19 protein-coding genes are annotated in these 18,335 nt (G+C 67.3%); 11 read left to right on the forward strand and 8 right to left on the reverse strand.

Annotated elements, in window-relative coordinates; translation table 11 throughout:
- Nucleotides 1–475: 475 nt before the first annotated feature.
- Nucleotides 476–1,780, forward strand: coding sequence for an MFS family transporter (locus tag J2T47_RS02240; RefSeq protein WP_253442024.1), 1,305 nt, complete (start codon nt 476–478; stop codon nt 1,778–1,780).
- Here J2T47_RS02240 and J2T47_RS02245 read toward each other — a convergent pair.
- On the reverse strand, nt 1,759–3,267 hold the full coding sequence (locus J2T47_RS02245; RefSeq protein ID WP_253442026.1) for an MDR family MFS transporter: 1,509 nt from the start codon (nt 3,265–3,267) through the stop codon (nt 1,759–1,761). The genes J2T47_RS02240 and J2T47_RS02245 overlap by 22 nt on opposite strands.
- A 354-nt stretch (nt 3,268–3,621) precedes the next feature.
- Between J2T47_RS02245 and cfaB the strand changes: the two genes are divergently transcribed.
- A complete protein-coding gene (gene cfaB, locus J2T47_RS02250; protein ID WP_253442029.1) occupies nt 3,622–4,806 on the forward strand; it encodes a C17 cyclopropane fatty acid synthase CfaB in 1,185 nt (394 codons plus the stop codon).
- A gap of 131 nt (nt 4,807–4,937) precedes the next feature.
- A complete protein-coding gene (locus J2T47_RS02255; RefSeq protein ID WP_253442031.1) occupies nt 4,938–5,414 on the forward strand; it encodes a GNAT family N-acetyltransferase in 477 nt (158 codons plus the stop codon).
- Here the strand turns inward: J2T47_RS02255 and folE2 are convergent.
- Nucleotides 5,411–6,298: a GTP cyclohydrolase FolE2 gene (folE2, locus tag J2T47_RS02260; protein ID WP_253442033.1), complete on the reverse strand. Its 888-nt coding sequence runs from the start codon at nt 6,296–6,298 to the stop codon at nt 5,411–5,413. The two genes, J2T47_RS02255 and folE2, sit on opposite strands and share 4 nt — an antisense overlap.
- Nucleotides 6,299–6,367: 69 nt before the next feature.
- The gene (locus J2T47_RS02265) at nt 6,368–6,790 is read right to left on the reverse strand and encodes a hypothetical protein (RefSeq protein ID WP_253442035.1); all 423 of its coding nucleotides are present in this window, start codon (nt 6,788–6,790) and stop codon (nt 6,368–6,370) included.
- A gap of 143 nt (nt 6,791–6,933) precedes the next feature.
- Between J2T47_RS02265 and dksA the strand changes: the two genes are divergently transcribed.
- From dksA to J2T47_RS02280, 3 genes are read left to right on the forward strand one after another with little or no spacing between them, the layout of a single operon-like run.
- The gene (gene dksA / locus J2T47_RS02270) at nt 6,934–7,338 is read left to right on the forward strand and encodes an RNA polymerase-binding protein DksA (RefSeq protein WP_253442037.1); all 405 of its coding nucleotides are present in this window, start codon (nt 6,934–6,936) and stop codon (nt 7,336–7,338) included.
- 32 nt (nt 7,339–7,370) lie between these two features.
- On the forward strand, nt 7,371–8,573 hold the full coding sequence (zigA, locus tag J2T47_RS02275; RefSeq protein ID WP_253442699.1) for a zinc metallochaperone GTPase ZigA: 1,203 nt from the start codon (nt 7,371–7,373) through the stop codon (nt 8,571–8,573).
- Nucleotides 8,573–9,205, forward strand: a complete 633-nt coding sequence (locus J2T47_RS02280; RefSeq protein ID WP_253442039.1) for a DUF1826 domain-containing protein — start codon at nt 8,573–8,575, stop codon at nt 9,203–9,205. The genes zigA and J2T47_RS02280 overlap by 1 nt, the downstream gene beginning before the upstream one ends.
- Nucleotides 9,206–9,342: 137 nt before the next feature.
- Here the strand turns inward: J2T47_RS02280 and J2T47_RS02285 are convergent, their stop codons facing one another.
- Nucleotides 9,343–9,699 (reverse strand): NADH:ubiquinone oxidoreductase, encoded by a 357-nt coding sequence (locus J2T47_RS02285; RefSeq protein ID WP_253442040.1) that lies wholly within the window; start codon nt 9,697–9,699, stop codon nt 9,343–9,345.
- Nucleotides 9,700–9,776: 77 nt separating this feature from the next.
- On the opposite strand from J2T47_RS02285, the gene J2T47_RS02290 reads away from it, so the two are divergent.
- Together J2T47_RS02290 and J2T47_RS02295 are read left to right on the forward strand one after the other, a co-directional pair.
- Entirely contained in the window at nt 9,777–10,739 is a 963-nt protein-coding gene (locus J2T47_RS02290; RefSeq protein WP_253442041.1) for a CobW family GTP-binding protein, read from the forward strand.
- An 85-nt stretch (nt 10,740–10,824) separates the two neighbouring features.
- Nucleotides 10,825–11,850, forward strand: coding sequence for an energy transducer TonB (locus J2T47_RS02295; protein WP_253442042.1), 1,026 nt, complete (start codon nt 10,825–10,827; stop codon nt 11,848–11,850).
- 107 nt (nt 11,851–11,957) lie between these two features.
- On the opposite strand, the gene J2T47_RS02300 is transcribed toward J2T47_RS02295, so the two are convergent.
- The 3 genes from J2T47_RS02300 to J2T47_RS02310 all read right to left on the reverse strand — a co-directional run bounded on the left by J2T47_RS02300 (nt 11,958) and on the right by J2T47_RS02310 (nt 14,122).
- Complete coding sequence (locus J2T47_RS02300) at nt 11,958–12,464, reverse strand: nucleoside 2-deoxyribosyltransferase (protein ID WP_253442043.1); 507 nt, start codon at nt 12,462–12,464, stop codon at nt 11,958–11,960.
- A 2-nt stretch (nt 12,465–12,466) separates the two neighbouring features.
- Nucleotides 12,467–13,549, reverse strand: coding sequence for a calcium:proton antiporter (locus J2T47_RS02305; protein WP_253442044.1), 1,083 nt, complete (start codon nt 13,547–13,549; stop codon nt 12,467–12,469).
- A gap of 93 nt (nt 13,550–13,642) precedes the next feature.
- Nucleotides 13,643–14,122 carry a hypothetical protein gene (locus J2T47_RS02310; RefSeq protein WP_253442046.1) on the reverse strand — a complete coding sequence of 160 codons (480 nt, stop codon included), beginning with the start codon at nt 14,120–14,122 and terminating at the stop codon, nt 13,643–13,645.
- A gap of 198 nt (nt 14,123–14,320) precedes the next feature.
- On the opposite strand from J2T47_RS02310, the gene J2T47_RS02315 reads away from it, so the two are divergent.
- On the forward strand, nt 14,321–15,271 hold the full coding sequence (locus J2T47_RS02315) for an adenosine deaminase (protein WP_253442048.1): 951 nt from the start codon (nt 14,321–14,323) through the stop codon (nt 15,269–15,271).
- A 139-nt stretch (nt 15,272–15,410) separates the two neighbouring features.
- The gene (locus J2T47_RS02320) at nt 15,411–16,091 is read left to right on the forward strand and encodes an SDR family oxidoreductase (protein WP_253442050.1); all 681 of its coding nucleotides are present in this window, start codon (nt 15,411–15,413) and stop codon (nt 16,089–16,091) included.
- A 202-nt stretch (nt 16,092–16,293) separates the two neighbouring features.
- Here the strand turns inward: J2T47_RS02320 and J2T47_RS02325 are convergent, their stop codons facing one another.
- The gene (locus tag J2T47_RS02325) at nt 16,294–17,175 is read right to left on the reverse strand and encodes a LysR substrate-binding domain-containing protein (RefSeq protein ID WP_253442052.1); all 882 of its coding nucleotides are present in this window, start codon (nt 17,173–17,175) and stop codon (nt 16,294–16,296) included.
- Between the two features lie 101 nt (nt 17,176–17,276).
- Here J2T47_RS02325 and J2T47_RS02330 point away from each other — a divergent pair, with 101 nt between their 5' ends.
- Entirely contained in the window at nt 17,277–18,206 is a 930-nt protein-coding gene (locus J2T47_RS02330; RefSeq protein ID WP_253442054.1) for an AEC family transporter, read from the forward strand.
- Nucleotides 18,207–18,335: the final 129 nt, after the last annotated feature.

Here is an 18,335-nt window from a genome sequence, read left to right on the forward strand (position 1 = left end):
CATTTTTCGGCAGTCTACGGAGGGGATATTTCGCTTTGGTGGCGCGGCGCGGGGGAATCAACATTCCCCCGGTGCCTGCACGTCCGGGGGTGTGGACGGGGCACCGAGGCCAGGCGGCAGAGGCCGCTACACGAGGGGAATGGAGATCGACCTTGTCTTGTGGACAAGGTCGGGCTCCGGCCCTGCGAGGGGTACCTGACAAGTCTCCCGCAGGGCCGGGAGCGGGCCAACGATAGAAGCTGGCTAGTGGCCGGTCAATCGGAAACGACAAACACGCGTTCGCCAGTGTCCGATATTCGAACCAAAAAGGGCCGGTCGGGGCCGCGGATTTCGTTAGCCGGCTATCGGAGGTGTCTATACTGTTTCTGATTGTGTCCGGGAAAACTCCGCTTCTGGAGCGACGCGCGGGCACGGACGGCAGAAGGATTTCCGTCCATCAAGACGGGACGCTGTTCCACCTGACAAGAGAATCCCCATGAACACACCTGCCGTACCGCACTATTCCGCCCACGAGCGCCGCTCGCGCATCCTCGCCATCGTCGGCGCCTCGTCGGGCAACCTGGTGGAGTGGTTCGACTTCTACGTCTATGCCTTCACCGCACTGTACTTCGCCCATGCCTTCTTCCCCTCAGACGATCCGACGGTGCAGCTGCTCAACACCGCCGGGGTGTTCGCCGCCGGCTTCCTGATGCGTCCCATCGGCGGCTGGCTGTTCGGCCGCATCGCCGACAAGAAGGGCCGCAAGACCGCGATGATGATCTCGGTGCTGATGATGTGCGGCGGCTCGCTGGCGATTGCGGTGATGCCGACCTACGCCAGCATCGGCGTCGCGGCGCCGGCGCTGCTGCTGCTGGCGCGGCTGTTCCAGGGGCTGTCCGTGGGCGGCGAGTACGGCACCAGCGCGACCTACATGAGCGAAGTGGCGCTCAAGGGCCAGCGCGGCTTCTTCGCCTCCTTCCAGTACGTGACCCTGATCGGCGGCCAGCTGCTGGCGGTGCTGGTGGTGGTGATCCTGCAGCAACTGCTGACCACCGACGAGCTGAAGGAATGGGGCTGGCGGATTCCCTTCGTGGTTGGTGCAATCACCGCGGTGATCGCTTTCTACCTGCGCCGTTCACTGCATGAGACGGCCAAGGAGGCCAACCTCAAGCGCAAGGAGTCGGGCACCCTCGCCGAGCTGTTCACCCACCACAAGCGCGCCTTCTTCACCGTGCTCGGCTTCACCGCCGGCGGCTCGCTGATCTTCTACACCTTCACCACCTACATGCAGAAATACCTGGTGAACACTGCCGGGATGGACCCGAAGGTGGCCAGCGGCGTGATGACCTTCGCGCTGTTCTGCTACATGTGCATGCAGCCGCTGTTCGGCGCGCTGTCCGATCGCATCGGGCGCAAGACCTCGATGCTCTGGTTCGGCCTCCTGGGGATGATCTTCACCTGGCCGATCCTCTCCGCGCTGAAGGCGGTGAGCAGCCCGTACCTGGCCTTCGTGCTGATCATCGCGGCGATGGCCATCGTCAGCCTGTACACCTCCATCAGCGGGCTGATCAAGGCGGAGATGTTCCCGCCGGAAATCCGCGCCCTGGGCGTCGGCCTGTCCTATGCGGTGGGCAACGCCATCTTCGGCGGCTCGGCGGAATACGCCGCGCTGGGCCTCAAGACCATGGGCATGGAAGAGGTGTTCTACATCTACGTCTCGGTCATGTGCGGCGTGGCGCTGCTGGTCTGCCTGCTGCTGCCGGACCTGCGCAAGGTCAGCTACCTCAACGACGAGGACTGACCTGCGCGACTTCCCTGGTCGTTGCCGCGGCCACGCAGGGCGTGGTCGGGCAGCGCCAGGGCGATCAGCAGGGCCAGGGCGCCTAAGCCTGCGTTGATCAGGAACAGGTGCCCGAATACCCCATCCAGCGTGAGCCGCTGCGCTTCGTGGCCGGCTCCACCGAGGCTGGCCAGCAGCGCGCTGGTCGACAGCCCGTGACCCGCCTCGCCCGCCAGCGGCTGCAGCATCGCCAGCAGCAGCGCGGACATCAGCGCGATCCCCACCGCCCCGCCCAGTGAGCGGAACAGGGTGATGTTGCTGGTCGCCACTCCCAGGTGTTTGGTCTCCACCGCGCTCTGCGCCGCCACCAGGCTGGTGGGGAACTGCGTACCGGCAGCAATGCCGGTGAGCAGCATGCAGATGCCCGAGATCAGGAATGCGCTTGGCGGTGTCAGTGCCAGGCCGGCAATCGCCAGCGGCATCAGCAGGCCGCCACCGACGATCTGCGGTTTGTAGCGGCCGATGATCGCGGTCAGGCGGCCACAGCAGTACGCGCCAATCGGCACGCCCATGGCCAGCGGCAGCAGGTGCAGCGCGGCGCTGTCCGCACCGGCGCCGGTCACCGACTGGAAGCGCAGCGGCACCAGCACCGACAGCGAGATGACCTGGAAGCTGGCGAAGAAGCTGATCAGCCAGCTCAGGGTGGCCGCGCGAATACCGAACAGGTGCATCGGCACCAGCGGCTCCGGCGCGCGGCGTTCCTGCGCCACGAACAGCGCGATCAGCACCAGCGCGGCGGCAAACAGCGCGAGCATCTGCGGGTCGTTCCAGCGCGCGCCCTGGCCGACCTCGGTGATCGCCAGCAGCAGGCTGCCCAGGCCGGCGATCATCAGCACGGTGCCGAGGTAATCGATCACCGGCTTGCGTCCCGGAACGGGCAGGCCGCGCAGGGTCCGGCGCGACACCGCGAGGGCAACCAGGCCCACCGGCAGGTTGATCAGGAACACCCAGCGCCACGACAGGTACTCGGTAAGCACGCCGCCCAACACCGGGCCGGCGATGCTCGCCACTGCGTACATGCTGCTGAAGTAGCCCTGGTAGCGGCCACGTTCGCGCGGCGGAACGATGTCGCCGATGATCGCCTGGCTCACCGACATCATGCCGCCGGCGCCGATGCCCTGCAGCACGCGGGCGATCACCAGCTGCTCCATGCTCTGGGCGGCGCCGCAGAGCAGCGAGGCGAAGGTGAACAGGCCGATGGCGAAGAGCATCAGCACGCGGCGGCCGTAGAGATCGCCGAGCTTGCCGTAGATCGGCATGGAGATGGTCATCGCCACCATGTAGCCGGAGATGACCCACGCCAGCAGGTCGAAGTCGCCGAAGCCGGCGGAGATCGCCGGCAGGGACACGGCGACGATGGTCTGGTCGAGCGCACCGAGGAAGATCGCCAGCATCAGCCCCACCAGCACGGTGCGGACCGCCGGACGCGGCTCGGACAAGGTATTCAAGGAAGGCCCCCTTCACTGCAGAGGTGCACCGGCCGGGATGGGCGCGGGCGGCCCCCAGTGTAGTGCAAGGCAGCGGCGAACTGTCACACCTGCGCGATAGTTACCGGGCAGGAAAGGCTCTATCTCAGGCCTGACAAAGATGATGGGCGAAGCGGCTGCTACGCTTGATAGGCGAGCTATCCTGCCGTGCAGTTCTTTTTGGAACGCAACCCGCCGGGGCGTACTCCACTGCAAGGGAATCTTCGGACCTGTTGCAGGGATCGGCGCCCGATAGTTTTTCGCGGGCCAGGCCATAGGCGAAGACTATGGAAGTGCTGGTCTATAGTTCCTCAGCCCTGTGACCAGGAGGTTTGCATGAAAGCCAATCTGCCCTCTGAGTTGCTGTCCCTGCAGTTGCCGTTGCGCATCCGCACCGGCGAGGCCCAGGCCTTCGACCTCGGCCCCGACCCGCAGGTAACTCTGGTTGTCCGCGATCCCACGCTGCTGACCGAGATCACCCACCCCAGCCTCGATATCCTCGGTAGCGCCTACGTGGAGGGCCGCATGGACATCGAGGGGCCGATGCAGGAAGTGATCGCCACCGCCGACGCCCTGAGCGCCGCGCTGGGTGATGACGACGACGATGCCGACTACGTGCGCGAAAGCCACGACAAGGCCACCGACGCCGAAGCCATCCATTACCACTACGACCTGTCCAACGCGTTCTACCAGCTCTGGCTCGACCCGGAGATGGTGTACTCCTGCGCCTACTACGAAACCGGCAACGAAAACCTGGCCAGCGCCCAGCTGGCCAAGCTGCGCCACCTGTGCCGCAAGCTGCGCCTGAAACCGGGCGAGAAGCTGCTCGACGTCGGCTGCGGCTGGGGCGGGCTGGCGCGCCTGGCGGCGCGGGAATTCGGCGCCCGGGTGCACGGCATCACCCTCAGCGAGGAGCAACTCAAGCTCGGCCGCGAGCGGGTCCTGGCGGACGGCCTGGAAGGCCAGGTGACGCTGGAGCTGCTGGACTACCGCGACCTGCCGCGCGACGGCCGCTACGACAAGGTGGTCAGCGTCGGCATGTTCGAGCACGTCGGCCACGCCAACCTGGGCCTCTACTTCCAGCACCTGTATGACGCGGTGCGGCCGGGCGGGCTGGTGATGAACCACGGCATCACCTCCAGCAACACCGACGGCCGCCCGGTCGGACGCGGCGCCGGTGACTTCATCGACCGCTACGTGTTCCCCCACGGCGAGCTGCCGCACCTGTCCCTGGCCGTTAACCGCATGAGCGAGGCGGGGCTGGAAGTGGTCGACGTCGAAGGGCTGCGCCTTCACTACGCGCGCACCCTGGACTTCTGGAGCGCCAACCTCGAAGCCAGGTTGGCCGAGGCGGCGCAGCTGGTGCCCGACCAGGCCCTGCGCATCTGGCGCCTGTACCTCGCCGGTTGCGCCTACGGCTTCAAGAAGGGCTGGATCAACCTGCACCAGATTCTGGCCAGCAAGCCGCACACCGACGGCGGCCACGAAGTGCCCTGGAGCCGCCGCGACATCTACGCCTGAGCCTTGCAAGGGCGTGCATCGGGCCCGGCTTGCCGGGGCCCGATGCCTTTCCGGAGAGGAGCAAAAGGCTTGCATCGAGGGGCGCGGGAGGCTAAACCCCCTTTCCCCACTGACTCTTTGGTAGATGAATCATGGTGAACTTCTTCCCGGACCTGTCCCTTGTCGAACTCTCGCCCGCGCAGGCGCCCTGGCCACTGTTGCTCAAGGCCGACCCCAGCCGCGAGCAGATCGAAAGCTACCTGGCCGACTCGCGCCTGCTGGCGCTGAACGAGGCGGATTCCGTGCGCGGCGTCCTGACGCTGACTCCCCGCGAACCCGGCGTCGCCGAGATCACCAGCATTGCGGTGGAAGACGAATGGCAGGAGCGCGGCCTGGGCCGACGCCTGCTGCTGGCGGCCATCGAGCAGGCGCGCGAGGCCGGCCTGCAGCGAGTAACCATCGCCACCGGCAACTCCAGCCTGGCCCAGCTCGGCCTGTACCAGCGCCTGGGCTTCCGCATCGTCGGCATCGAGACGGATCACTTCGTGCGGCATTACCCCGAGCCGATCTACGAGAACGGTATCCACTGCCGCGACCAGATTCGCCTGGCGCTCGACCTCGGCGTCTAGCCGCGCACCCAGCGACTCACCGCGACCGCATCGTGGGCGTGGAGGCTTTCTGCATGGACCACGCGCACTTCGAAGCCTGACACTTCTCCGCGCTGCAACAGCGCCCGGTGCAGCCGCCGTGCGGCGTCCTCGCAGAACATCAGGTTCTGCCCATTGGCCAGGGCGAAGGCCTGCTCGTCGGCGCGTTTCACTGCCGTCTGGACGGCAGTGCCGAGGGCGTCTTCGGCGTGGTCGATCAGCTCGCTGAAAGTGAAGGCCGACGCGCTCGGATCGAGCTGCAGGTGCAGCCGCGCCTCGCTGCGCTGGCTGTGCGGCGTGGCGACTATGCCCTGCGGGCTGCCGAGCCAGGCGCGGACCTCGCTGGCCTTCAGCGGGCGGCCGGTGAAGTCGGCGTCGAAGCGCTCCTGGATCAGCTGGCGCGCCAGCGCCGCCGAGCACGGACAGGTCGAGGAGTAGGGCAGGCTCAGGCGCAACTCCAGTTGCAGCGCGTCATTCTCCAGCTGCGCGTGGATTTCGCAGGGGTAGCGCTTCCAGCCGCTCAGCGGGCTGACCAGCGCCGGGCGCCGCAGCAGCAGTTCGAAACGCAGCGCCAGGTTGGCTCGCCGCGAGAGCTGCGCGTGGCTGCGCAGGAACTGCTTGAGCAAGTCGCGCAGCAGTGCCGGTGACAGCTCGGCCTCCGCCAGCGTTTCCAGCGCCAGGTACAACCGCGACATGTGAATGCCGCGCGCCTCGGCTTCATCGAGGCTGACGCCGGCGTCGGCAAAGGCAGCAACGCGCTCGCCGGCTATACGCAGCGGCACGGCGATGCCCTGCATGCCGACCCAGTCGAGCGGGATGGGCAGGCGGGTGGATTGGCAGGCGATATCGGGGAGCAGGGCGGTCATGGGCGGGTCACGGTCGGCAATTGTTATAATATAACGTATTTGCTTCGCGACGATCCCGCAATGGCCTCGTCAGCGTTCCTGTTGCTTGCAACCGCTGACACGGCCACAGGTCAGCCGCGCGCTGTCGCCCGAGGAACTGCTGAAACGGCTGATGTTGGTCCAGCCGATACCGCGGCTGGTGCCGACCCAAACCTGGCCATCGCTGGTCACTCCGCTGAAGAAAGTCAGGCTGCCGTAGCGCGTGCCGGTCTGCGCCCAGTGCCGTCCGCTCCTCGCCTCGAAGCCGCGCAGGTAGGTGTCGCGGCCCAGGGTGGCGACGCTGTAGAGATTCCCCGAGTCGTCCATACAGGCCAGCACGTTGGCCGACCAGGCGCAGCGCGCCGGTGCCTCACCGGGGAAGGGGATCGGCAGCTGGCCGGAGGCGTGGGCGCCCAGGGCGAACAAGCTGGCGAAGGAGGCAAGCAAACGGGGCAGCAGAGCGCGGCGCGGCATCGGGGTTCTCGGAAGGGGCGGAGCGGAGCATCGGTATCGCACGGCGGTGGACGCCTTGTCGATCAGCGGTGGTCGGACGCAGATTGCAGAGGTGTGCATTGTTATAATATAACATAAAAGATCACTCCCTTCCGGAGACGGTCATGACCGAACAGGAACTGCTTGCCCAGCCCGGCGAGGCCTACATGAGCGAGGCGCAACAGGGCTATTTCCGCGGATTGCTGCTGGACCAGCGCGACGAATTGCAGGTTCGCATCGAAGAGGAATTCCAGGCGCTGCAGGACACCGAACGGGCCAGCGACGAAGCCGATGTCGCCAGCCGCGAAGAGTCGCGCCAGTGGCAGCTGCGCCTGCTGGAGCGCGAGAAGAAGCTGCTCGACAAGATCGACCAGGCGCTGGAGCGCCTGGCCCGGGGCGATTACGGCTGGTGCGAGGAAACCGGCGAACCGATCGGCTTGCGCCGCCTGCTGCTGCGCCCCACCGCCTCGCTGTGCATCGAGGCCAAGGAGCGCCAGGAACGGCGCGAACTGCACGTCCGCGAAGCCTGAATTCCCTGGAGATGATCCCCGTGAGCCGCACCGTGAATGCCCCACTTCCCGTTACCGTCCTGTCCGGCTTCCTTGGCGCCGGCAAGAGCACGCTGCTCAACCACGTGCTGAAGAACCGCGAGGACCTCAAGGTCGCGGTCATCGTCAACGACATGAGCGAGATCAACATCGATGGCCGCGAGGTGCAGCGCGATGTCAGCCTCAACCGGGGCCAGGAGCGCCTGGTGGAGATGAGCAACGGCTGCATCTGCTGCACCCTGCGCGAGGACCTGTTGGAAGAAGTCAGCCGGCTCGCCAGCGAAGGCCGCTTCGACTACCTGCTGATCGAATCCACCGGTATCTCCGAGCCGCTGCCGGTGGCCGAGACCTTCACCTTCCGCGACGAGCAGGGCCGCAGCCTGTCCGACCTGGCGCGGCTGGATACCCTGGTCACGGTGGTCGACGGGCTGAACTTCCTCGCCGACTACCAGGGTGCCGACAGCCTCGCCGAGCGCGGCGAAACCCTGGGTGAGGACGACGAGCGCTCGCTCAGCGACCTGCTGGTGGAACAGGTGGAATTCGCCGATGTGATCCTGGTGAGCAAGATCGACCTGATCGGCAGCGCCGAGCGCGACGAACTGCTGGCGATCCTGCGTCGGCTCAACCCCGACGCCGACATCCAGCCGATGGTGATGGGCCAGGTGCCGCTGGCGCGCATCCTCGACACCGGCCGCTTCGACTTTCAGCGTGCCGAGCGGGCTCCGGGCTGGCTCAAGGAACTGCGCGGCGAGCACCTGCCGGAGACCGAGGCCTACGGCATCGCCTCGGACGTCTACCGGGCGCGTCGGCCCTTCCACCCGCAGCGCTTCCACGACTTCCTCGCCCAGCCCTGGAGCAACGGCCGGCTGCTGCGCTCCAAGGGCTTCTTCTGGCTGGCCAGCCGCTACCGCGAGGCGGGCAGCTGGTCCCAGGCCGGCGGCCTGATGCGCCACGGCCTGGCCGGGCGCTGGTGGCGCTTCGTCCCGCGCGAGCACTGGCCGCAGGACACCACCGAGCTGCAGGGCGTGCTCCGCCACTGGCGCGAAGACAGCGGCGATTGCCGTCAGGAACTGGTGTTCATCGGCCAGAACCTGGATTTCCCGCAGCTGTTCGCCGAGCTGGACGACTGCCTGCTCGACGATGAAGAGATGGCCGCTGGCACTACCGCGTGGAAACGCCTGCCCGACCCCTTCGAACCCTGGGAGGCCGGCGCCTGATGCTCGCCCTCGAAACCCCGGCCTGGCCGCGCCAGGTGCTTGGCGACGATCCGCAGGTGCTTGCCGAAGTGCTCAGGGACGACGTCAACCTGACCGTCTGGCAGCGCACGCTGTACCCGGAAATCAGCCGCTTCGGTGGCTGGCTGAGCACCCAGGCGGTCGACCTGACGCAGAGCCTCGAGGTGGTCGATGAACGCGTCGAGCTGGGCGACCTGCTGCGCCCCTACGCCATGCTCGAGGGCTGCACGCTGTTTCGCAGTGACCTGCAATGGCTGGCCGAAGCCTTCGCCTGCCTGACCGGCGCGCAGCGCATCGGCCTGCGCCTGCGCAGCCTGGACAAGGCCATGTGCCCGCGCTTCCACGTCGACCATGTGCCGCTGCGCCTGGTGACCACCTATGCCGGGCCCGCCAGCCAATGGCTGGAGGAGTGGGCCATGGCCCGCGCACGGCTCGGCGATGCGGCGGCCGAACCGGTCAGCCGGGCGGAGATCCGCGAGATGTCTGCCGGCGACGTGGGGCTGTTCAAGGGCGAGAAATGGGCCGGCAATCTCGGCGGCGGCATCGTCCATCGCTCGCCGCTGCCGGCGCCGGGGGAACGACGCCTGCTGCTCACGCTCGACTGGCTTGGCTGAGGTTTCGCGCGGGCAAAAAAACAGGCCGCCCGGGGAGAGCGGCCCAATTCACCAAGATCATGTCCGGCGTGGGGTGCCGGGAGGGTGTGAGGTACCCGACGACAGTAAGCCCGAGCCGTGTGACAGGGCGATGACCGTTACTCGCCCTGGCGCCAGTGGCCGTTGCTCTGCTGTTCGCAGAACGGCTGGAGGATGCGCGCATCGCTGGCCACGCCGTAGTAGTGGATGTCCTGGCGGTAGGGCACGCCCTGGGTCTGGGCGTTCTCGCAGACGCCGAAGGCACCGCTTGGGCAGCTCTCGGAATAGGTGACCTCGACCTTCTGGTCTTTCAACTGCGGCTGGCAGAAGCCCTCGCGGAAGAGCTTTTCCGGGATGGTGCGGTTCTGCTGGCAGACCTTCACGTCAACGTCCTTGCCCTGGGTGTGCACCATGCAGGCCTCGCCGTGGGCGAGCAGGGGCAGGCAGGCGAAGGCGAGAGGCAGCAACAGGCGCATGATCGATCCGGGGTTGGCGAGAGAAAGCCGCGACTCTAGCGCTTTTCCCGGCGAGCGTCAGGCGGCACCATGGGCGAATGTTGAAGCAGATCCCGACTCATCTCATCGCCGGTCCCCTCGGGGCGGGCAAGACCAGCCTGCTGCAGGACTTGCTGGCGCAACGCCCGGCGGGCGAACGCTGGGCCGTGCTGGTCAACGAATTCGGCCAGGTCGGCCTCGATGCCGCGCTGTTGTCCCGTGACGAAGACGGCATCGCCCTGGGCGAAGTCGCCGGCGGCTGCCTGTGCTGCGTGAATGGTGCGCCGTTCCAGGTCGGCCTCGGCCGGCTGTTGCGCAAGGCCAGGCCGCAGCGGCTGTTCATCGAACCGTCCGGCCTTGGCCACCCCGCGCAACTGCTGGCGCAATTGCTTGCGGCGCCCTGGCAGGGCGTACTGGCCGTGCAGCCACTGGTGATGGTGCTGGATGCCGCCGCACTGGCTGCCGGGCAGCCCCTGCCCGAAGCTCAGCAGTTGGCACTCGCCGATGCGGCTCTTCTGCTGATGAACAAATCCGAGGCCGTGGACGACGCCGCGCGTGCAGCCCTGGCGGCGCGCATGCCTGAGGTGGCGTTGTACTGGACGAGCCACGGCCGGCTACCGCTGGGCGAGCTGCCCAGCGCACCGATTGAAGCGGCGGGCGCTGATTTGCCGCAGGGCGCTTCACCTGCCGAACCGGCGATGCTGTTGCGTCGTGAATCGCCGCTGCGCCAGGTACGCCTCGAAGAGGGCCGGCAGGCGGTCGGCTGGCGCTTCCACCGTGACTGGCGCTTCTCCATCGCCGAGCTGGACGCCTGGCTGGCCGGGCTTCCCGGCCTGTTGCGGGCCAAGGCGGTGGTGCACGCCGAGGACGCCTGGCTGGCCTGTAACCGTACCGTTGGTCCGGCGCCGTGGACGCCCAGTGCCTGGCGCAAGGACAGTCGGATAGAGCTGATCCTGGCCGCCGAGGCTGATCCACAGGCCCTTCAGCAAGGCCTTCTGCGTTGCGCGAGATCACCGATCTGACAGAGAAGGTTGCCCTCGCGGAACGAGTGAATGATAATAATTATCAGCAGATACTGCTTCGTGAACTCTTCCCGCAGGCTTTCTCATGTCGTTACCCCAACCGCGCAAAGCGGCGGACGCCAGTCCTGCCGTGGACGCTGAGGAACAGCTGTTCACTTCCGCCACGGCGGATGACGGCGCCCCTTTGCCCAGTGTGAACGCCCAGCGCGCCAGTGAGGCCAACCTGCGACTCGTCAGCTGTGCGGGCCCCCGCCGGGATGACGAAGTGGTTCCCGAAGAGGTCCTGATTCCCTACGCCGCACCGGTCGAAGGCGTGGAAGACGGCGACCAGCCGCCGCCTCCCGGTGGCTGGTGGAAATCCTCCGGCCTGGCCGTGGGCCTGCACCTGGCCATCGTCGCCGCGCTGGTCTGGGTGATGCCTACGCCGGCCGAGCTGAATCTGGGTGCCGGCGAGATGCCCAAGGCCATGCAGGTGAGCGTCGTCACCCTGCCGCCCAAACCCGAGCCGGTGCAGCAGCCGCCCGCCGCTGCGCCGACCCCGCCACCGCCGGAGCCCGAGCCGCCGAAACCGATCGAGCCGCCCAAGCCGGTGGAGAAGCCCAAGCCGAAATCCAAGCCGCCCGAGAAGGCCGTGCCCAAGGTATCGCCCAAGCCCAAGCCGAAACCCAAGCCCGAACCGGACCCGGAGCCCGCCGAGGAAGCTGCCGCGCCGCCGACTCCGGCCGCACCGCCGCCGCCCGCCGCACCCACCGTCGGCCAGTTCACCCCGGGCGCCCAGGCTGCGCCGACCGGCTCCCAGGGACCCGCCGGCCTGCCCACCGGCAGCCTCAATGACAGCGACATCAAGCCGCTGCGCATGGATCCGCCGGTCTACCCGCGCATGGCGCTGAACCGTGGCATCGAAGGCCGGGTGAAGGTGCTGTTCACCATCACCAGCGACGGCCGCATCGCCGACATCCAGGTGCTGGAGTCTTCGCCCGCGCGGATGTTCGACAACGCCGTGCGCGACGCCATGGACAAGTGGCGCTTCGAGCCGCGCGTCAGCGGCGGCCGGATCGTCGCCCGCCAGGCGACCAAGGTGTTCTTCTTCAAGCTCGAAGGGCGTCGCTGACGGCCGGCCGAGTGAAACGAAAAACGCGCCCCGGGGCGCGTTTTTTGTTGCCGGCGATTGGCCTGCCAGCGCGCCCTGCAGGCGCGGATCGCGGGCATGGCCCGCTCCTACAGTGGCATCAGTTCCGCGCGCAGCAGCTCCAGCGCCTCCCGCGCCCCGCCCACGGCGATCTTCGCCGGCACGCCAAGCATCAGGTTCAGCGGCAGGCCGAAGGCCTCGATCTGGTTGCCGTCGCGGTCGCGACCCTCTTCCTCGCCTTTCCATTCGCAGGGCAGGCGCTCGAGGCAGCTGCCGCCTTCGTTGAGGTAGCCGAACAGCGGCTTGCCCAGTGCGGCGGCGTAGCCCAGCTCGAAGGCCGTGCCGCTGTCCGGCTCGGCGCCGCGGAAGGGGTTGAGGTTGGCCAGCACCGCGTCGGCCTGACGGATCAGTTCCAGGTTGGCCTGGTAGATCCAGCGCGCCTGCTCGACCGGCTCGACGATGCCCGCCGGCACCGAGTGATCCAGCGGGTACAGCCCCTGCACGCCGAATTCGGCGCACAGGGCCTTGAGCCGCTCGCCCTGCTCGAAGGCATCGGGGAGGAACACATCGGGGCCGGCGAGGTACAGCTTGAGCATGGTCAGAGCCCCATGAACGACAGCATCAGGAAGGTGGCGAACAGCACGAAGTGGGTCATGCCCTCGATGGCGTTGGTCTTGCCGTCATGCAGGTTGTAGCCGGCGACCATCAGGGTGATGAACATCATGCCGGTCTGCAGCGGGGTCATCGCCATCTGGATCGGCTGGCCCTTGAACAACGCCAGCGCCTCGATCACCGGCACGGTGAGGATCACGGTCGACAGCGACGCGCCCAGGGCGATGTTGACCACCGGCTGCATGCGGTTGGCCATCGCCGCGCGCAGGGCGGTGAGGATTTCCGGGCTGGCGGAGATCGCTGCCACCAGCAGCGCCGGCACGATCGGCGGCACGCCGCTGCCTTCCAGGCCGACGTCCAGGGCCTTGGACATGACCTCGGCGAGCGCGCCGATCAGCACCACGCCGACCACCAGCAGGCCCATGGACTGCTTGCTGTTGCCGGGGGCCTCGTGGCCTTCGGGGTGCTCGCCGTGGGTGGCGTAGTTGTAGCTGAAGAAATAGCTGTGCTGGCCGGTCTGCATGCGCAGGAACAGCGCGTAGAGCATGACCATGCAGCCGATGGTGAAGAACGAGTAGAGCTTCCACTGCTCGGCCGGGATCAGCTCCGGCACCACCATGGAGATGCCCACGGCGGTGAGGATCATGGTCACGTAGGTCTTGCCCGAATCGTCGTTGTACGACTGCTCGCCGTGCTTGAGGCCGCCCAGCAGCGCGGCGAGGCCGAGGATGCCGTTCATGTCGAGCATCACCGCGGCGTAGATGGTGTCGCGGGCCAGGGTCGGCGAGTGGTTGTGGTTCATCATGATCGCCAGGATCACCACCTCCACCAGCACCGCCGCCAGGGTCAGGATCATGGTGCCGTAGGGCTCGCCGACCTTCTCCGCGAGGATCTCGGCGTGGTGCGCCACGCGCAGCGAGACGCCGATGATCACCGCCAGCAGCGCGGTGGCGGCGATCCCCGCGAGCATCTTGCCGCCGCCCAGCAGGCTGTGCTCCAGCGGGTACACCGCGATGGCCACCAGCACGACGAGGAGGAGGAATTTTTCTTCTTTGAGCGCGCGTAGCATCGAGGGCTATCCATTTCCGAAGAGAGGCGGGTGCGCCATCTTAGGCAATGCCCGGTAAGCGCACCAGCGGGCGACGGCTTGCCGCGCGGGTCCTCAGTGAAGCCGGCCGGTGCGCTCGAGAAACTGCTTCTGTGCGGCGAAGATCTGTTCGGGCAGTCCCCGCAGGCTCTGGTAGGTGGTCGCCAGGCTTTGCGCGAGGGTCTCCTTCTTCGCCTGGTCGGTGGTCTCCGCGTAACGCTTGAGTTGCTGGTAGTAGCCGATCTGCAGTTCGTAGTAACGGGACAGGTTGCTGGCGAACTGGCTGGCATCCGGGCTGTGCTGGAGTTGCTGCACCTGGTTCAGGTTCTTTTCGAGTTCGGCAATGTGCTCGCCGGGGTTCCCTGCCGGGGAGCCGGGGCTGGCGCCTTGGCCCGGATCGAAATCGCCGTTGATCAGGCGTTCCATGTCCCGGTCGATGCGCTGCACGTTGGCGAGAAAGGCAGAGGTCACCACCTCGTTGTATTTCAGGTCGCCGGGCTGCCCGCAGGCGGCCAGGGCCAGCGGCAGCAACAGGGCCAGGAGAGTCTTGTTCATGGAGTGGGCCGGATGGGAGAGGAGGAAGGTGATTCTAGAAAGGGGCCCGGTCGGAAGATTTCGCGGATATCTGTCTTTTGCGTCAGAATTATCTCCGTCCACTGCGTGATGGGGCCCGCCGCCCCGCTGCCAATTGCTTGCCGGGCCGGCCTGTGTGCCAATCACGGACGCCTGACCCACCGATAACGAGACCTCACCATGTACGACTGGCTCAATGCCCTGCCCAAGGCCGAACTGCACCTGCACCTGGAGGGTTCGCTGGAGCCCGAGCTGCTCTTCGCCCTGGCCGAGCGCAACAAGGTCGCCCTGCCGTGGGGCGACGTCGAGAGCCTGCGCAAGGCCTATGCGTTCAACAACCTGCAGGAATTCCTCGACCTCTATTACGCCGGCGCCGACGTGCTGCGCACCGAGCAGGACTTCTACGACCTGACCTGGGCTTACTTGCAGAAGTGCAAGGCGCAGAACGTCATCCACGTCGAGCCGTTCTTCGACCCGCAGACCCACACCGACCGCGGCGTGCCCTTCGAGGTGGTACTGCGCGGCATCCAGGGCGCGCTCAAGGATGGCGAGAAGCAGCTGGGCATCAGCCATGGCCTGATCCTCAGCTTCCTGCGCCATCTTTCCGAGGAAGAGGCCTTCAGGACCCTCGACCAGGCCATGCCGTTCCGCGATGCCTTCATCGCCGTCGGCCTGGACAGCTCCGAAGTCGGCCACCCGCCGAGCAAGTTCCAGCGCGTGTTCGACCGCGCCCGCAGCGAAGGCTTCCTCACCGTCGCCCACGCGGGCGAGGAAGGCCCGCCGGAGTACATCTGGGAGGCCCTGGACCTGCTCAAGATCGAGCGCATCGACCACGGCGTGCGCGCCATCGAGGACGAGCGGCTGATGCAGCGCATCATCGACGAGCAGATCCCGCTGACCGTCTGCCCGCTGTCCAACACCAAGCTCTGCGTGTTCGACCACATGCGCGAGCACAACATCCTCGACATGCTCGAACGTGGCGTGAAGGTGACGGTGAACTCGGACGACCCGGCTTATTTCGGCGGCTACGTCACCGAGAACTTCCACGCCCTGCACGAGCACCTGGGGATGACGAAGGAGCAGGCGCAGCGGCTGGCGCAGAACAGCCTGGATGCGCGGTTGGTGAAGTAAGGCCGATCTCTGACCCTCTCCCTTCGGGAGAGGGTTTGCTCGCCGTCCCGATCCGTCCCCTCATCTGGCGCCCGCGACCTTTCGCGCAACCCCTGCTACCCCTATAAGAACGCCTCTCCCACCGTCACGAGGTAGCAGCATGAACAGGATCGTCGCCATCACCGGCGGCTTCGGCCATCTGGGTAGCGTGGTCGGCCAGGCGTTCGCCGACGCCGGCTGGCAGGTCGCGTTGCTCGACCGCGCCGTCGGCCCGCGTTATCCACAGGCCGGTGCGCTGTCCATCGGCGGCATCGACCTCACCGATCCGGCTGCCGCCCGCGCGGCGCTGGACCAGGTCGGCGAGCATTTCGGCGGCCTGGACGCGCTGATCAACGTGGCCGGCGGCTTCCACTGGGAAACCCTGGGCGATGGCGACATCGACACCTGGGACCTGATGTACCGCATCAACCTGCGCACCGCCGTGGTTTCCAGCCAGGCTGCGCTGGCGCACCTGAAGGAACGTGGGCACGGGCGCATCCTCAACATCGCCGCCGCTGCCGCCACCCGCGCGGCACTGGGCATGGGCGCCTATGCGGCGTCCAAGGCCGGCGTCATGCGCCTGACCGAAGCGCTGGCGGAGGAACTGAAGGACGCGCACATCACCGTCAACGCGCTGATGCCGAGCATCATCGACACCCCGCAGAACCGTGCCGACATGCCCACCGCCGAGTTCGACCGCTGGGTGCAGCCGGAGCAACTGGCGGCGACGCTGCTGTTCCTTGCTTCCGACGCGGCGGCGGCCATTACCGGGGCGTGCATTCCGGTGACCGGGCGGGTGTGATTGCGCGGCTTTGGTAGGGCGCATAACCCGGCACGGGTTATCCGCCGCGATGGCGGATAACACCTCGGCGTTATGCGCCCTGCGTATTGAGCAGGGGGGCTATTCGTAGGAGCGAGCTTGCTCGCGAACGGACTTTCCGGCGGCTTCGGCGCTGGGCGGTTCGCGAGCAAGCTCGCTCCTACAGGTGGAATCCGGTGTGGGTTCAGGCTTCGACAGCCCCCACGCTGCGCAGGAAAGCTGCCAGACACGGGTTGTCGTTGTGCGGACTCCAGGCCGCGCCGTACTCCACCTGCGGCGACCGGCCGATGGCGCGGAAGGCCACGCCGGGCAGCTGCATGCGCCGCATCGAATCCGGCACCAGCGACACCCCCAGCCCCTCGGCCACCAGGTTGACGATGGTCTGCTGCAGGTGCGTCTCCATGCGCACCGCCGGGGCGAAACCGTGCTGGCGGCAGCAGTCCATCACCGACTCGTGCAGCGCCGGCGCGGTGGCCGGCGGGAAGGTGATGAAGGGCTCGCCGGCCAGCCTGGCCACGTCCAACTCGGGTTCCTGCGCCAATCCGTGATCGGCCGGCAGCACCGCGCACAGCGGCTCGCGCTGCAGCGTGCGGTACAGCCGCTGGCCCGGCTCGCGTTCGGGGAAGGTCAGGGCGACGTCCACCTCGCCGCTGTCCAGCGCCGGGCCGAGGTCGCGCGGGAGCATCTCGTTGAGCACCAGCTTCACTTCCGGGTGGCCGTCGGCGAAGGCTTTCAGCAGGCGTGGCAGCAGCGTCCAGGCGGCTAGCATGGTGAAGCCGATACGTAGCTCGCCGCGCTCCCCGCGAGCAGTGGCGCGGGCCGAACGCACGGCAAGGTCGAGGCCGGCGAGCAGCGCCCGGGCCTGCTGCTGGAAGTCGCGGCCGGCGGCGGTCAGCTCCACCGAGCGCGAGTGGCGGGCGAACAGCGGAGTGCCCAGTTCCTCTTCCAGCGCGGCGATCTGCCGGCTCAGCGGCGGCTGGGTGATGTGCAGCGCCTCGGCGGCGCGGCCGAAGTGCAAGTGCTCGGCAACGGCGAGGAAATAGCGCAGCTGGCGGAAGTCGATCATCGATACGGATCAGGTATGAATTTGCGCTTTAGTAAGCATTGGACGGTATCAATTGGCAACCCTATGCTCGCCTGCCGCTCCCGCTCTCCAGGTTCCCTGTCATGCACACCGTGTTCGCCGTCGTCCTGCCGATCTTCGCGCTGATCCTGGTCGGCTGGCTGTGCCGGCGCACCAACCGCCTCGGCCCGCAGGCGGCCTCGGAGATCAACAAGCTGGTGGTCTGGCTGTGCCTGCCGGCGCTGCTGTTCAAGGTCACCGCCACCGCGACCTGGGCGGAAATCTGGCAGCCGGGCTTCCTCGCCGCTTTCACCGGCGGCTGCCTGCTGGTGTTCTTCGCCACCCTCGTCTGGCGCCTGATGCAGGGCCGGGCGCTGCCGGCGGCGAGTATTGATGGCCTCAGCGCGTCCTACGCCAATACCGGGTACATGGGCATTCCGCTGTGCCTGCTGGTGTTCGGCCAGGACGGCCTGGAGCCGGCGCTGATCGCCTCGCTGCTGGTGGTCTGCGTGCTGTTCGCCATCGCCGTGGTGTGCATCGAGGTCGGCCTGCAGGAAGAGAAGCACCTCGGCCGTGCCGTCTGGGTGGTGAGCAAGGCGCTGGGCAAGAACCCGCTGGTGGTGTCGCCGATCATTGGTGGCCTGTGGGCGCTGACCGGCATCGGCCTGCCGGCGCCGTTGCTGCATTTCCTCGACATGCTCTCTGCGGCGACCACGCCGTGCGCGCTGGTCTCGCTGGGCCTGTTCCTGGCGCAGAAGCAGGAGGGCGAACAGGTCGGCGCCTGGCCGCTGGTGGCGATCAAGCTGGTCGGCCAGCCATTGCTCACCGGCTTCCTCGCCTACAAGGTCTTCGACCTGCCGCCGCTGTGGGCGGATTCGGCGCTGCTGCTCAGCGCACTGCCCACCGGCACCGGACCGTTCATGCTCGCCGAGTACTACCAGCGCGAGGCGGCAGTGGTGTCGCGGAGCATCCTGGTGTCGACGTTGGGGTCGCTGGTCACGCTCTCCCTGTGCCTGCTCTGGATCGCCCGATAGCAGACCTTGCGTAGGAGCGGACTCTGTCCGCGATCGGTCCGCAGCGCGCCGGAAGCCATCGCGGACGGAGTCCGCCCCTACGTTTTCAGCGGCATCGGCGTAACCCTGTAGGAGCGAGCTTGCTCGCGA

This window comes from Pseudomonas nitroreducens (assembly GCF_024170165.1).
Lineage (GTDB): Bacteria > Pseudomonadota > Gammaproteobacteria > Pseudomonadales > Pseudomonadaceae > Pseudomonas > Pseudomonas nitroreducens_C.